Source organism: Methanolobus sp. ZRKC2 (assembly GCF_045291185.1).
In the GTDB taxonomy this organism is placed as follows: domain Archaea; phylum Halobacteriota; class Methanosarcinia; order Methanosarcinales; family Methanosarcinaceae; genus Methanolobus.
Map to the genome: position 1 here is coordinate 1,916,551 of NZ_CP146980.1, position 15,220 is coordinate 1,931,770.

Below are 15,220 nucleotides of genomic sequence, written 5' to 3' on the forward strand. Positions count from 1 at the left end.
GTGACAAAAATGCACACAATAAAAAACCACATATTTATTCGGAATGAATTCTTATGAGCCTTCAAAATTTAACAATACAGAAAAAATTACTATTATACATCGTAGTAAGCATTACTTTATTGATGGCAATCAGCTCTTACATAATCGTCGATAAAGTCACTGAACAGGAAATAGCAAATGTACAGGGTAAAGCAGCAGATATAACCCAGAGTTCAGCTTACAAATACGACAATGAAATGAGAGCAAATAAGTTGATTGCACAGAACCTTGCAACTACAATGTCAAATTATGATTCATCTGACAGAGGTGAAGTCAATGCTATTCTCAAGGACATGCTGGAATCAAATTCCGAAGTACAGGCAGTTTATGTCGGATACGAACCCAACAGTTTTGATGGCAATGATGCAGCATACGTAAATAACGCAGGACATGATTCTACAGGCAGATTTGTTCCTTACTGGAACACACTTGGCGGTTCAGTAGCCCTGGAACCACTTGTTGGATATGAAACCGATGACTATTATCAGCTTCCAAAAAGCCTCGAAAACGATGCTGTGATTGAACCTTATCTGTATACAGGATTTATGATGGTAAGTTACGTGTCGCCAATTATGAAGGATGGCAAGTTTGCAGGTGTGGCAGGCGTAGATGTCGTTCTTGACGAAATGAATGTTGATACTAAAGAAGCAGAGCGTAATTTCCTGGCTTCAAGTTATTCTTTCATGGTAAGTAACACAGGTGTGATTATCTCCCACCCTACTGAAAAAGACTGGATAGGCAGTAAAACACTTGCCGACTTCAATGATCCGCAATTAGATAAGATGGCAATTGATATCAAAAATGGAAAAGCCGGCAGTATAGAGGCAATAGATCCTGTGACAGGTAAGGATTCATATATAGCATACCATCCGGTGGAAACTGCCAATTTCGCATTCATCCTGGCTTTCCCCAAGGATGACATGCTTGCGGATGTAATTGCTTTCAGGAACGAACTTGCAACAATTTCCATAATTGGAGTCATTGCAATGGCTGCAATTGCATTCTTAATTGCACGTTCCATAACCAAGCCAATAACCGACATTGTGAATGATTTCGAGAAAATATCAACTGATACTCTTGAAGGTAGGCTGGACAGAAGAGCAGATACAAATGTAGGCATAGACTTTGAGGCAATACCCAGAGGACTGAATGAAATAATGGATTCCCTTACAAACATTGTAAGTGAGGTAAGCAGGAACGCAAATATCATTGCCAGTACATCCGAGGATATGTCAGCTTCAATAGAAGAAACAAACGCTGCAGCTAACCAGGTTTCAGAAACTGTCGGAGACATAGCAAAAGGTTCAAAGGAACAGTCTTCAAAAGCAGATGAAATTGCCAGGGCAATGAACGATATGAACAGGACAGTTCAGGAAGTGGCTGCCAATTCACAAAGAGCAGCAGAAAGTGCAAACAGCGCAAATGACGTAGCTCAAGATATTGGAAAAGCATCTGAGGATCTCCTTACAAAAATGGAAGCTATCCAAAATGCAACAGGTGACACAGCGGGCGTAATTAAGGAGCTTGATGATAAATCCAAAAAAATAGGGGAAATCGTAAGCCTGATTACCTCTATTGCTGACCAGACAAACCTTCTGGCCCTTAACGCTGCAATCGAAGCAGCCCGTGCAGGAGAACACGGACGTGGATTTGCAGTAGTTGCTGATGAGGTAAGAAAACTTGCTGAAGAATCAGGGTCAGCGGCTGAGGAAATATCCGGTCTCATCTATGACATACAGGCAAGTACACAGGACGCAGTATCATCAATGGAAAAGGGAAGTGAGGACGTAGAGATAGGAACAAAGTCATTAAATGAAACGGTGGAATCTATTTCAAATGTTGTTGATAATATTGCAGAAGTTGCTACAATGGTGCAGGAGATAGCAGCCGCATCACAGGAGCAGTCTGCTTCCATTGAAGAGATCACAGCTTCAGTTGATGAAGTTGCTTCAATCTCACAGGAAGCAGCATCTGGTACAGAACAAACATCTGCTGCTGTGGAACAGCAAAGCTCCTCTATACAGGAACTTGCAAATAATTCACAGGAACTAACCTCAATGGCAGTCACCATGCAGGAAATGATAGACAAGTTCGTTCTTGCTGAAGAAGATGTAATGTCTGAAGATGCGTCAAAGAATACAGAGATTCAGAATAGAATGGCTTAACCTGCCATTCTTTTTTCCTATTTCCTATTGAACCCATTTCAAAATTATGAATGCTATCTTCCATAATGGTATAAAGGTTCTTAGATATTGCATGTTTTATGTTGTCTGAAAAAAGGGTTTCAGAGAGATTATAAAATAAGCTCTTTAAAAGAAGATATTACAAAAGCGATTGAATAGCAAAATATAAACGCTATATTTTCTGGTATTTTTTCTTCTTTTTTCAGGCTGGGTTTTGCATATTCGGATTCTAAGCACAAAATATATATTTAAGTGTCTCAAAACAAAGTCTGCACTAAATTATTTTAAATATTTTAAGAAGGAAAACATCATGTACGTAATTGCACTGGACCTTGGAACTAGCGGTTTCAGATCACAGCTAATCGATCTTGAAAAGCAGGAAACCGTCAAAACAGTTATAACTATGGGTCATCCTCTTCCCGGAGGGAATGTGATGGACCATCTGGATTTTGCTATCACTACCGGTGCAGATGTGGCACACAGGCTTATGATTGAGACAGTGAAAGAAATACTGAAAAAATTTGCAGTCAAGCCTGAAGAGATAGCAAGAATAGCGATCTGCGGAAACCCCATCCAGCTCTCAATCTTCCAGAACCTGGAAATCAGGGATCTTGCATACGCAGGAAAGAACAAACTGGCTGCCCTGGGTGTCGAAGACGTCAAGAGGGAGGCAAGGATTTTTCCCGCAAACGAGATTTTCAAGGATATCTTCGAAATGGACAACTGTGAGATCGTTGTACCGCCTGCGATCAAACATGAGATCGGGGCCGATGCCCTTGCCATGATGCTGGAAACTGATTTCATCCACCAGGAAGAGACATGTCTTGTAACAGACTACGGTACCAATGCAGAAATGGCATTAAAGATAGGTGACCGGATAATGACTGCAAGTGCGGCTGCAGGTCCTGCAATCGAAGGTCAGGGAATAGACTGTGGAATGCTTGCAGGCCCAGGGGCTATAAGCGATGTCAATCTCGAAAACGGATACTGGAGGCTTACAGTGCTGGACAGTGCTATAAATCCTGCGAAGGGACCTCTGGTAGATCCGCTCAGTGGAGATTGTATAGAAAGTACGGAGATTGTTCCGAAAGGAATTACAGGAACAGGGGTTATTTCCACAATTGCAGTAGCCTTAGAGACAAAACTGATAGAAAAACTCCCACAACTGCCCAATGGGAAATTAATACTCGGCGACGGTATAGTAATAACAGAAAAAGATGTAGAAGAAGTTGGAAAAGCAATCGGGGCCATCAGGGCGGCACATATGACTTTGATGGTTGAGGCAGGCATGGAATACGAGGACCTTAAGTACTCATACATGTCCGGAGCAACCGGCACATATGTAGACGCTGAAAAAGCAAGACATATAGGCTCTGTTCCTGGTTTTTCCAAAGGAATCATCCAGTTCGGTAACACTTCTATAGGGCTCGCAAGAAAGCTTGCCATCGACAGCTCCAGGCTTGAGGAAGTTAAAGATGTTGCGGAAAAGATAAAGGCCGACCATTTAATGATGGCAACCAGCGAGACATTCAAGGACATATATGTCTGTGAACTTTCAACATGGCAGCATGGTATGCCACATGAAATGTACAACCAAATGCTGCAAATGTATGGCATTCCAGGCTTCCCTGAGGACCTCGATGAAGTTCACATCGAGAAAAGGGTTAAAAGGGATATCGATGACGTTGGCTACCTTGGACTGGATATTGTTAAGGACATCGGTATAATTCTCGAAGCACCGGTAGAAAAATGTATTTTGTGCCACAAGTGTGAGGAAGAATGCCCTGAAGATGCTCTTGTGATAGTCGAAAGGGACTGGGGCAGGTTTGTAGACATCGACAGCCAGCATTGCCTGGGAACCAGTTGCAGACGATGTGTCGCCATCTGTCCCGAGCAGACCATAAACCACACGTTGCTACAGATAAAAGAAAAGAGTATGTGAATTTTCACTACTCATCAAACCTTAGAATACTCGTCTTATACGTTGCAAGGTCCACAACAGGCACCTGGCATGGCGTAGGGACGACATTCATCCTTTTCTGAAACTCAGTCTGGTCCTGCCATGTGCCTGAGTTTATGAGCAGTACATTCTTGTACCATTCTATACCCACAGTATGAACGTGACCGCAGTGTAGTATATCAGGTACCTGGTTTAGTACGAAATGATCATTCTTTTCAGGTGCAATGGAAACACGGCTCCCGTACATAGGTGAGAGATGCCTGAATTTCATCATCTCGACCATGCCCTTGGTAGGCGCGTGATATGATACACCAGGTACAGCAGCTACCAGGTCATCGATGGATCGACCGTGATAAATCAGTATCTTCGCACCGTCCAGATCCACCATTGCAGGATTGCCCACGAAGGTTACATTGGAAGAAAAATCAGCTCTTATGCACTCAGGTAATTTGGGCTGGGGTTCTGCCTGGCGTACAGCATCATGGTTTCCAGGAGAAATGATGATCCTTATGTGCTTTGGGATCTCGTCAAAATATTCGGCAGCCCTTTTGTACTGGTCATATACATCAGGAATATTGAGCTCATTATCCTGTCCGGGGTAAATACCAACTCCGTCGACAAGGTCACCTGCAACTACAAGGTATCGCACTTCCCTGGAAATTGAGGCAAGAGCTTCATTGTCAGTATCTCCTCTTAAAAAATCTATGAAACGTTCCCACGGCTCATCCATGAAAGTAGAGCTACCCACATGTACATCGGAAGTGAGCACTGCTTTCCCAAAGCTGACACTCTTTTTGGCCATGCTGTTTGGCAGGTCGGGAAGAATTATCTTCTGAGCTATCATGAGTTTCCCATCATTTGTGAGGATTCCTGAAAAGCCCACTACCTCGTCCAGTACGAGATGTGTGGCCTGTTCATAAAGCTCCTTATCCGCCATGCGCACAAGCACCGAAAACAAACCAGTGGGGTCCTCGACCTCCAGGATCTTATGGCCATTACTGGTACTTTTAATATTTGATATCATACCGATTATCGATATTTCACCGGAATCTTTACCTCCACGAAAACCAGGAGAGCGGTTCTTTTTCAAACTCTCGATCGGTCTTGAATTGATCCGGGAGCGAATTATTTCACTTAGCCTGCTGTAACGATTCCTGAAAAACTGGACAAATTCCATGTATTCCCCAACGCAGGTGGAATTGTCAGAGATGTCTGAAACGATAGATACAGGATTATCAGATAGCAAAGTATCATTGCTGGCAACAACTGAGGATAAAGGTTTAGCAGCCTGGATAGTGAACGCATCATCAGGGATGCCGCCATTATCACCAAAGGAACTAAGGTCAATATGCTCAATACCGATCACCAGTACAGATGCATCGATATTTTCAAGAACCTGCTTTATCAACTTCTCAGGAGAACAGTGGGAGCATATGAGTTCCACTGCTTCGGAACTTATCTGATAGCCTTCTTCGACAAAAACCGTAAGGACATCAACTTCATTCATGGTTGATCTGAGAGAGTTTTTTAATATATGAATTATACAATAAATAGAGCAGTTAATTATCCATTCGTTAAGATTTTATTGGCTGCAAGTATATTCTTTATCCTAAAATACCCTTTTGTATTTTAAAACTTAAAGCAGGAATAAAATGACCTTTAAAGATAAATATAAGGCTTTTAAAGAAAGTGATAATTTTTACGTATCACTCACCCGCGATATTTTGTCGGTATTTTTAGCCGTCTTGATATTTGCCTCTTTTTCACAAATAGTCTTTGGAATGTGGACACCCATGGTTGCCGTTGAATCCGGAAGCATGGAGCCCCATATGAATGTCGGTGATATCATTTTCATCAAAAGTATTGACCGCACAGAGGTCGTAACCTATGAGGAAGGTATGAACGATTTCAGCTCCTTTGAAAGTTATGGAAACGTAATATTGTACAAACCCTATGGACAGGAGGGAGTCACGCCTATTATCCACAGGGCAATGTATTATGTTGAAGAGGGAGAACCCATGTGGGAAGGAGGACCAAGCGCACCACATTCCGGTTATATCACAAAAGGTGACAATGAAGTAACGAACAAATACTATGACCAGCAAGGTCAGGTAAGTTACCTTTTGCCCGTGAAAGAAGAATGGGTGATAGGTGTTGCAGAGTACAGAATACCCTATCTTGGATATCTGAGACTGATGCTCCCAAGCTTTTGATCATAAATGAAGTTGAGTCGTCATTACAGGTTTAAAACCATCCAGCGGTTTTAACCTGTAATCTTCAAACAAAACTTTTTTCGTACTTGTTATGGGCACACTCAGGACAATTTCCTTTGTCCTGCCATATCTTCCCTTACTTACTACCACTGCATTGACGATACCCAACATGTCAAGCTCCGACATCAGGTCAGTTACCCTGCGCTGGGTAAGAATATCCATATCTACATGAATGCAGAACTGACGATAAACATTATAGACTTCACCTGTAGTGACGTTTCTGTAACCATTGTTCCTTAAGAGCATGACACTATAGAGAGCAAGTTTTGACTGGGTAGGAAGTGTACGCACAACTTCAACAACACGGTCAATCTCGATTTTTTCCTGAGCATTCTTGACATGCTGCTCCTCAACCTGAGACCTGTTTTCGCGTTCTGCGATCTCGCCTGCAACTCTCAGAAGATCCAGTGCGCGTCTTGCATCACCATGTTCCTGAGCAGCAAATGCAGCGCAGAGGGGAATTACCAGTTCATCAAGTGCGTCTTCTTTATACGCTATCTGTGCTCTTTCATGAAGGATATCACTTATCTGATCAGCATCATACGGAGGGAAAATAATCTCTTCTTCACCGAGAGAACTTTTAACTCTTGGATCCAGGAATTCGGTGAATTTCAGATCGTTTGAAACACCTATCATGCTTACTTTTGCCTGCTCAAGATCTGTGTTTATACGGGAAAGATTGTAAAGAACATCATCACCTTTTTTGATCAACTTGTCTATCTCGTCAAGAATTATGATAATTACCTGTTTTTCAGAATCAATAGCTTCCTTGAACTTTGCAAAAACCTGATCTGTAGGCCATCCGGTCATCGGGACATCTTCCCCGAACTGCCTTGAAAGATTGGCAAGCAACCTATACTGAGTATCTATAACCTCACAATTCAAATATACAACTTTACAGGAAGTACCAAGAGATTCCCCTTTTCTCTCCAGTTCAATACCCACATGTCGGGTAACAGCTGTTTTTCCCGTACCAGTCTTACCATAAATAAGAATATTTGAGGGAGTATCTCCTCTTAAAGCGGAAACCAGAATTGAAGCAAGACCGTTTATCTGGTCATCCCTATGGACTAAAGAATCCGGTGTATAGGAATGCCTCAAAACCTCCTTGTTCTTGAAGATTGGCTCGCTCTCCAATAATTCCTGAAATAAACCATCCAACGACTTATTCTGCATTTTTTACGTCACCCTGCCCATCCAGCAACAAGACTACAACATTATTTTGAAGGAACAAAAACCTTAAAGACAATAGAGCGTTTTTCATCCATCTCTCTGTTCCAAAGGATACATAGGAAGAGTAGGTTATTAATGGTTATGGTGAAGACCCCTTTACTTCAAATGGAACTAAAGATTTTTTAAGGTAACAAGGGTTAAAACATGCCTTAGAAAGCAGTTTTAAAGATAATTTAATGTCCAAAAATCAGGTGAATATAAACTGAAAAGTTTCCTCTGGAAATAACCCCTTTGTTTCTACTGGAGTGTTTATAAACCAGAGTGACCCTATGATTTCAATTGGAAGACGAAAAAAAGATGTTGAACACTTTTTTAAAAATTTCAAAAAAAACCTGGTAGTGTAAGTATAAGAATTATAATATATAAAGATTACTTTTCACAATATGTCATAACAAAAACCAGGTTTCCAGTAGAAATAATGGGGTAGCTCTCTTAACAATGAGAAATCATAAAATCTTTTCAAACACAATAGTTTTAAACATCCGATAATATTCATGTGTGGAAATGAACGAAACCGGAGTTAGTGAAGAGGAAATCTTCTCTCTTCTTAATAATGCAAAAAAGAAGGATTTCACTTATCAGCGAGTTCTCAGTTCCATGTGTACTTATCCACATGAGATAGCTGTGAAAGCGCATATGCAATTCATTGAATCTAATATGGGTGATTTTGGTCTTTTCAAGGGAACCCATGATATGGAAAAGGAAATCCTCCTTATGCTGGGTTCCATATACAATTGTAATTCCGTTGAAGGTTATCTTACAACCGGTGGAACAGAATCCAATATACAGGCAATACGTGCAATGCGTAATTTTTCCAGAGATAAAAGATCCTACGACAGCTCAAAAGTCAGACCAAATATTGTAGTGCCTGCATCTGCTCACTTTTCCTTTGATAAGATTTCCGATATCCTGGATATTGATGTCCGAAAGGCTGATCTGGACTATGAAATGAGAGTTTCCGTACAATCAATGGAATCCTTGATTGACGAGAATACTCTTGGATTGGTTGCCATTGCAGGTTCCACGGAATTCGGGCAAATCGATCCGATAGAAAAAATATCTGATCTTGCTGTTTCTCATTCTCTTCCCTTGCACATAGATGCTGCATTTGGCGGTTTTGTATTACCCTTCCTTTCTACCCATCCAAAATTCGATTTTTCTCTTCCGGGAATAACCTCAATAGCTGTTGATCCTCATAAGATGGGCCTTAGTACAATTCCTTCAGGTGTCCTGCTTTTCAGGAATTTTGAATATCTTAATCATCTCAGGGTTCATGCTCCTTACCTGACTGTTGATACCCAGTACACCTTAACCGGAACCCGAAGCGGGGCGGCTGTTGCAGCGACTTATGCGGTTATGAAATTCCTTGGAAAAGAAGGTTACACCAAGGTTGTAGACAAATGCATGGATCTCACCCGCTATCTCGTAAAAAAAGTGCAGGAAATAGGAATCCAGCCTTTCATAGACCCCGTTATGAATGTTGTAACGCTTGATGTCCCTCATCCTACAGCATTGAGGGCCAGGCTTTCCAGGGAATACAACTGGCAGGTTTCCATTACTCAGGACCCAAAAGCATTAAGACTTGTAATAATGCCACACCTGGATGCTGAAATCATCGACTGTTTTGTAGATGATCTGAAAGAAGCTCTTAAGGATTTAGAGAAAAATTGAGAGGGGAAAAGGCTGATGACACCATGCCTTGAAACGTGTAAGGCGTGTGTGCATCAGTCCTGTGCTGGACTAGAATTTGTATCTGAAATATATACTCATGATCCAAGCGCAGTGAAAGTATTATTCATCCGATACATAGGTTCGTAAGTGGCTCTCTTCTTTTTGATATTCATCGCTCCCAGATAAAATTAAATACGAAGGTAATCTAACATCAAACCATGAAGTCATCGTTCAAGATCGGGAGTCTGCTGGGTATACCTGTAAAACTCCACATTACTTTTTTGCTGATTCTTCCTGTTTTTGCTTTAGTATTTTCTATCAATGAGCCACCTCTTGGTTTTGCAGGAACGACTCCATTGATCCTGAATTATGCACTCTCTCTTCTGACAACAATTCTGCTTTTTGTCTGTATACTTTTGCACGAACTCGGGCATTCTTATATCGCAAAGAGTTATGGTGTTGAGATCAAGGACATTACTTTGCTGTTGTTTGGTGGTGTCTCTTCTATGGAAGAGATTCCCAGAGAACCTTCCCAGGAGCTGAGAATGGCGTTCGCAGGTCCTTTCGTGAGTTTTGTAATTGGTGTAGTCCTGCTTGGGATGAATTTCATTGTATCATCACTTATTCCGGAGTATGCCGATACGTCTATCTATTTAATGTTCTCCATTCTGGGTTTCATCAATATAGTACTTGGGCTTTTTAATCTCCTGCCTGCATTTCCGATGGATGGCGGACGTCTTCTCAGGGCATGGTATGCAAAAAGAATGAGTTACATCAAGGCCACTCATTATGCAGCCAGTTTCGGGAAGATATTTGCGGTTATGATGGGATTGTTTGGCCTGTTCTTCAATCCCTGGTTGATTCTTATAGCACTTTTTGTCTATATCGGTGCTTCCGAGGAGGACAAGTCAACTACTATTTCCATACTTCTGGAAAAATACTATGTCAGGGATATCATGACACAGGATGTTCTTTCTGTCCCACCGGATATTAGTGTGGAAGAGCTTGCAAAGTTCATGTTCGAGAACAAACATCTGGGTTATCCTGTAATTCAGGGCAACTCTTTAAAAGGGATTGTGACATTTACAGATATACGCAACATTCTTCCAAATGATCGTTTTGCGACCCTTGTATCTGATATTATGACCCGGGATATAATCTCGGTTTCCCCGGATGACACGGCTTCGGATGCGTTCAAGGTGATGACAATAAATAACATCGGACGCCTGCTGGTCGTACGTGACGATGAATTGGTCGGGATACTTTCGAGATCTGATCTTATGCGGACCATGATGTTGCTGAATGAATAAATTCGAAATATTTCAAGAGGATATCAATTGAAAAAATCCAGTAATTTTGACGATTCACAGGAAATAGTTGATGGATACGAATTGAATTATTCAAGTGATCTTAATCCTGTGGATAATGATGTGACTTCTACTCCGATTGGGGATGAGCAGGCGGAAATCGATATTGTCAAAGATGTCGTCACACCTAAAGAATCTCAGGAAACTGAGGTATCAACTGATTCACCTTCCAATGCTCCTTCTGAGATTATAATTGTGGGAACTGCTCACGTATCTGAGAAAAGTGTCAGGGAAGTTGTCAGCACAATAGAGCGTGAAAAGCCTGATATTGTAGCAGTGGAACTGTGTAAGCCCAGATACGATTCACTGAAAGGCAATGTTGAAAACACGGATATTCCTGTGAAGGATTTACTAAAGGAAGGCAAGATCTACTTCTATATAGTACACATGTTGCTTGCCCACGTTCAGAAAAAATTCGCTGACCAGATGGGCATCCAGCCGGGTGCTGAAATGATTAGTGCAATGGATACTGCAGAAGCAAACGGTGCCCGAATCCTATTGATAGACAGGAATGTTCAGGTAACTCTCCAGCGCTTCTGGAGCAAGATGGGTTTAATCGAAAAGCTGAAAATGCTTGCAGGTCTTGTTGCTGCTGTACTTGGTATTGGCGGTACCAAGGACATCGATATGGATACCATTACCAATCAGGACATCGTTTCCATGCTTGTTGACGAATTCAGGGAAAGTTCTCCCAATGCTGTCAAGGTCCTGATCGATGAGAGGGATGCCTACATGGCCAGAAATCTTCTCAGGGCTGCAGCAGGCGGAGGAAAAAAGATAGTTGCTGTCGTCGGTGCAGGACACAGGGCCGGTATCCAGAGATATCTTAAGGATCCCAGCACTCTTCCCAAAGTTGAATATGATACTGAAGCGCCGAAAAAACGCTTCAGTGTAATGAAAGTATTTGGTTTTGTGATTGTAGGTATTGCACTTGCAACTTTTGCATTATTAATACTCTCAGGTGTACCCCTCGAGACGATGATGATGGCTTTTGCCTGGTGGTTTGTTATCAATGGGGTATTAAGTGCTGCAGGAGCAATCCTTGCAAAAGGTCATCCGTATTCGGTATTAACCGCTTTTTCGGTTGCATGGCTGACATCCCTGAACCCAATGATGGCTGCAGGCTGGTTTGCCGGATTGACAGAGGCTAAATATCGCAACCCTACAACGGACGATTTCAAGGGAATGGCGGATATCGAGTCCACTGAAGACATGATGAAGAACAATCTTTTCAGGGTTATACTGGTGGCAGCTCTTGCAAACCTTGGAAGCATGATAGGCACCTTCCTGGGAGTCTATGTCATGCTTGAAGTAACGGGTATCAACCCAAAGGAAATAATTCAAAGTGGTCTGAGTGCAGGGCTTATGGCTCTGGGAATGGGATAACCGGATTATCTCTGGCTAGCTCTATAGATACCTGAGATTTCCGTTATTAGATGGTAACATTACTCACAAGACACATCAAAGTGTCTTGTCCTTTTCTTTCATTTGATCTACCTTTTCATAGATGAAATGGATTACCTCTTCAAAGTTCGATATTTGCTGCTGGTAATTCTCAAAAAGCTCAAGCTTTTTCTTTTTCTCTTCAGAAGTAGCTGTTTCTCGGTATTTGCTCACAAGGGGTGCTATCTTTTCATTTGCGATGTTGAGCTCGGTTTCGTATCCGTTCTTTATCTGGAGAATGAATGCATCCAGCAGGTTCTTTTCCATGTGGAAGTATACTTTGCGGGAGCCGGGTTTGTGCTTCCTTTTAATACCCCAGAAAGTCTCAATGTTCTGCATTTTCAGGCTGATGGAGGCAAGACTGTAACCTGTCTTCTGTGAAAGTTCTTCAAGACTGATATCCTCGGGTTCGAAGTTCAGGATAGATAATATCTTTGCCGTGAGCTCGTCAACACCATATCCTTTGAATATCTCAACTCCAATCTCATGTATCTGTGATTCTGTTTCATCCATATTCTTATCAGACCTTTCTGGTGGATTCCGGTTTTAAGATTTCGGCAGCAAGTAGCATTCAGTTGACTGAAAGCAGTTTGAGACCTATTATACCCAAAGTTATCGACATAATGCACAGTATTCGTAGTATATCCATAGACTCATTGAAGAGGAATATTCCAAGGATAGTCGTACCAATAATACCAATACCGGTCCATACTGCATATCCTGTTCCTACTGGAAGCACTCTTAGTGATTTTTCCAGCAGCAACATACTGATGATCAGACATAATACAGTAAAGACCGTTGGATATAATCGCGTTAGTCCTTCACTGTATTTCATACCAACGGCCCAGCCCGTTTCGAAAATCCCTGCAATGATAAGGTATATCCATTCCATATTGACCCTGCTTTTTCAATTTTAATTTTTATTACTTTTAATAAACGTTAAATGTTAAAAAGATGTATAATATTTATTCATTACGCTACGTATCAGAAAAACTATTCAGCAGATCGGGAAAGGTTTCTGGGTTTTACTTTGTTCTTCTGCCACTCATTTCCTCAAACTTGTCCGCAAGCCGGTAAGATATATCGGAAAGATAAACAGTTGCCCATGCAGCTGCAAGGATAGCTCCCAGCAGGTTGAATAACAGGTCTACCATTGTGTCGTTAATACCATGTTGAGCCAGTACTGCTTCGTAGCCTAATTCTGAGCTAATTCCTCCGCTAAGGAATTCAAAAATTTCCCACAGGACACCGGTTGCCAGCACAAAAAGCAGGATGAAAAGGAACAGCACTTTTGGTGGTATAAAAATATCATTGGAATAGATATCTATAGCCCTTATAATTGTGTACCCCGCAGTTGCTACAATGCTGGCTGAGAGGACATGGGTTATATTATCCCATCTTGCAATGCTCTCATAGAACGCAAAAGTCCCGATGGAATGCAGGAAAATGGCGAGTGTTATCCACAGTGTCAGTCCTGTATAATGTGGAATATCAAATTTGCGTGTGATAAAATACGGTATAAATGTGATAGCCAAACCCGTAATAGCATTTAGAGCAGTCGGTATATCCCTTTGGAGCATTCCTACTATAAGCAACACTAAAAGTCCTCCCTGCATTATCCTTATTGCAAGCTTCTGCTTTTCGCTGGACAAACCCAGAAAATTTTGGATAGGCTGAGATGTTTCGCGGGCAGGATATTCATATTTCTTTATATGTTCCTGTTGAGGAAGTTCAGCACTGCTATCGGATCCGATTGATCTGAAATACAATCCGAAAAGTATTCCTGCAGCAATTCCTGCTATTGTGGCGTAGATAAACTCATGCATCATTGCAGAGTTGATGGCTTCAGGTGATCTGCCGTCGAGTAGGAAAGCAGTCCCGAAAACGATGTCAATCACCCATCGCAGAAGATGCCAGAGACCTGATATAGCAAGTGTTGTAATCACTACCAAGACTATGGCAAACTTGTAATTCATGTGCACAAAAGTGAACCTGTTAATCTCTGCTGCGAGAAGTAGTGCAATAGTCGCCACGGAAAAATAAGCAGGTATGCCTGTTGAAAAAAAATAGTAAGCTGTTGTACCTCCTATTATGGGCATGATTGCTATTACAATGAAGTACCATGAGGGCATGACAGAAGGTTCACGCAGCAGCATCGCAGGAGCTGTTATAGCACAGATAACGAAAACGATAAGGATGAACCATGCCAGCCTGCCTTGCATCAGGTTTGTGATCCCGGCTAAAAAAAGCAGTGATACCAATACCCATCCTATAAAAGCATTAAGTGAAGTATTCCTTAGAAGTTTGCCCAGCTCATTTACTTCTTCCATAGCATACCATTTAAAAGTATGATCGTTACTGCTTTTAAACAAGCCAGAAACTAAAAGCATAACATTAGTTCATGCTTGCTTTGAATTTAAAGAATGAATGGAGGTGCAATGACAATTTTCCCGGCCTTATGACTAATATCTTCGAATCCGGTTATAACCAAAGGTATGGATGCTTCAGAAACAGATGATTCGATTCTTCCGGGATTTCAATTATAGTGCTTGGCTTATCTTTATGCTTAAGGAACAACAAGTACCTGCTTTTTTGCATGGCGAATCACATTTTCTGCAACGCTTCCGAGAAGGATATGCTCAAACCCTGTTTTACCCAGTGTTCCCATCACAATGATATCTATATCATTTTCTGCAGCGAAATTCATGATTCCATTTGTGGGTTCTTCACCTTCAATGATTACAGGTTCTACTTCTATCCCTTCTTTTTTGCCCATGTCGACCACATATTCCACTGCCCTGTTACCTTCTTCTCTTAGGTGCTGGTTCAGTCCCTTGGCCCACATCTCACCACGCATACCAATAGTAACAGATGCGTGTGGGAAAACATAAAGAGCACTGACTTTGGCGTCATTTAATTTTGCAAGCTGGATACCCCAGTCTACTGCGTTCTTTACATTTTCGGAACCATCGGTCGCTATCAATATCTTTTTTATTTTTACTTTCATGTCTTTACCCCCAATTTAAACTCAGATTTTGAGCAATATATATT

General features: G+C 41.6%; 12 protein-coding genes. 6 read left to right on the top strand and 6 right to left on the bottom strand.

The features are described from left to right. The first annotated feature begins 122 nt into the window (after positions 1–122). Positions 123–2,204, top strand: a complete 2,082-nt coding sequence (locus tag V7O62_RS09045) for a methyl-accepting chemotaxis protein (protein WP_406655971.1) — start codon at positions 123–125, stop codon at positions 2,202–2,204. Positions 2,205–2,532: 328 nt separating this feature from the next. Beyond that, positions 2,533–4,164, top strand: coding sequence for a methylamine methyltransferase corrinoid protein reductive activase (locus V7O62_RS09050; RefSeq protein WP_406655972.1), 1,632 nt, complete (start codon positions 2,533–2,535; stop codon positions 4,162–4,164). A gap of 7 nt (positions 4,165–4,171) precedes the next feature. On the opposite strand, the gene V7O62_RS09055 is transcribed toward V7O62_RS09050, so the two are convergent. Then, positions 4,172–5,689 (bottom strand): DNA-directed DNA polymerase II small subunit, encoded by a 1,518-nt coding sequence (locus tag V7O62_RS09055; protein WP_406655973.1) that lies wholly within the window; start codon positions 5,687–5,689, stop codon positions 4,172–4,174. Positions 5,690–5,834: 145 nt separating this feature from the next. Here V7O62_RS09055 and V7O62_RS09060 point away from each other — a divergent pair, with 145 nt between their 5' ends. Continuing rightward, entirely contained in the window at positions 5,835–6,395 is a 561-nt protein-coding gene (locus V7O62_RS09060; RefSeq protein ID WP_406655974.1) for a signal peptidase I, read from the top strand. Here the strand turns inward: V7O62_RS09060 and V7O62_RS09065 are convergent, their stop codons facing one another. Further along, positions 6,396–7,631 carry an ORC1-type DNA replication protein gene (locus V7O62_RS09065; RefSeq protein ID WP_406655975.1) on the bottom strand — a complete coding sequence of 412 codons (1,236 nt, stop codon included), beginning with the start codon at positions 7,629–7,631 and terminating at the stop codon, positions 6,396–6,398. Between the two features lie 561 nt (positions 7,632–8,192). On the opposite strand from V7O62_RS09065, the gene mfnA reads away from it, so the two are divergent. From mfnA to V7O62_RS09080, 3 genes are all read left to right on the top strand, one after another. Continuing rightward, complete coding sequence (gene mfnA, locus V7O62_RS09070) at positions 8,193–9,359, top strand: tyrosine decarboxylase MfnA (RefSeq protein WP_406655976.1); 1,167 nt, start codon at positions 8,193–8,195, stop codon at positions 9,357–9,359. Positions 9,360–9,577: 218 nt separating this feature from the next. After that, positions 9,578–10,669 (top strand): CBS domain-containing protein, encoded by a 1,092-nt coding sequence (locus tag V7O62_RS09075; RefSeq protein ID WP_406655977.1) that lies wholly within the window; start codon positions 9,578–9,580, stop codon positions 10,667–10,669. A 27-nt stretch (positions 10,670–10,696) separates the two neighbouring features. Beyond that, on the top strand, positions 10,697–12,112 hold the full coding sequence (locus tag V7O62_RS09080) for a TraB/GumN family protein (protein ID WP_406655978.1): 1,416 nt from the start codon (positions 10,697–10,699) through the stop codon (positions 12,110–12,112). Between the two features lie 75 nt (positions 12,113–12,187). Here V7O62_RS09080 and V7O62_RS09085 read toward each other — a convergent pair whose 3' ends face one another. The 4 genes from V7O62_RS09085 to V7O62_RS09100 form a co-directional block, all read right to left on the bottom strand. After that, positions 12,188–12,682: a GbsR/MarR family transcriptional regulator gene (locus V7O62_RS09085; RefSeq protein ID WP_406655979.1), complete on the bottom strand. Its 495-nt coding sequence runs from the start codon at positions 12,680–12,682 to the stop codon at positions 12,188–12,190. Between the two features lie 58 nt (positions 12,683–12,740). Next, entirely contained in the window at positions 12,741–13,061 is a 321-nt protein-coding gene (locus tag V7O62_RS09090) for a DMT family transporter (protein ID WP_406655980.1), read from the bottom strand. Between the two features lie 133 nt (positions 13,062–13,194). Next, positions 13,195–14,499, bottom strand: coding sequence for a hypothetical protein (locus V7O62_RS09095; RefSeq protein ID WP_406655981.1), 1,305 nt, complete (start codon positions 14,497–14,499; stop codon positions 13,195–13,197). Positions 14,500–14,735: 236 nt separating this feature from the next. Then, on the bottom strand, positions 14,736–15,176 hold the full coding sequence (locus V7O62_RS09100; protein ID WP_406655982.1) for a universal stress protein: 441 nt from the start codon (positions 15,174–15,176) through the stop codon (positions 14,736–14,738). Between the last annotated feature and the right edge of the window lie 44 nt (positions 15,177–15,220).

Excerpts from the sequence above, each read along its gene's own strand:
- mfnA (WP_406655976.1), top strand. The coding sequence starts at position 8,193 with ATGAACGAAACCGGAGTTAGTGAAGAGGAAATCTTCTCTCTTCTTAAT.
- V7O62_RS09100 (WP_406655982.1), bottom strand. The coding sequence starts at position 15,176 with ATGAAAGTAAAAATAAAAAAGATATTGATAGCGACCGATGGTTCCGAA.
- V7O62_RS09060 (WP_406655974.1), top strand. The coding sequence starts at position 5,835 with ATGACCTTTAAAGATAAATATAAGGCTTTTAAAGAAAGTGATAATTTT.
- V7O62_RS09045 (WP_406655971.1), top strand. The coding sequence starts at position 123 with ATGGCAATCAGCTCTTACATAATCGTCGATAAAGTCACTGAACAGGAA.
- V7O62_RS09090 (WP_406655980.1), bottom strand. The coding sequence starts at position 13,061 with ATGGAATGGATATACCTTATCATTGCAGGGATTTTCGAAACGGGCTGG.
- V7O62_RS09065 (WP_406655975.1), bottom strand. The coding sequence starts at position 7,631 with ATGCAGAATAAGTCGTTGGATGGTTTATTTCAGGAATTATTGGAGAGC.
- V7O62_RS09085 (WP_406655979.1), bottom strand. The coding sequence starts at position 12,682 with ATGGATGAAACAGAATCACAGATACATGAGATTGGAGTTGAGATATTC.
- V7O62_RS09050 (WP_406655972.1), top strand. The coding sequence starts at position 2,533 with ATGTACGTAATTGCACTGGACCTTGGAACTAGCGGTTTCAGATCACAG.
- V7O62_RS09075 (WP_406655977.1), top strand. The coding sequence starts at position 9,578 with ATGAAGTCATCGTTCAAGATCGGGAGTCTGCTGGGTATACCTGTAAAA.
- V7O62_RS09055 (WP_406655973.1), bottom strand. The coding sequence starts at position 5,689 with ATGAATGAAGTTGATGTCCTTACGGTTTTTGTCGAAGAAGGCTATCAG.
- V7O62_RS09095 (WP_406655981.1), bottom strand. The coding sequence starts at position 14,499 with ATGGAAGAAGTAAATGAGCTGGGCAAACTTCTAAGGAATACTTCACTT.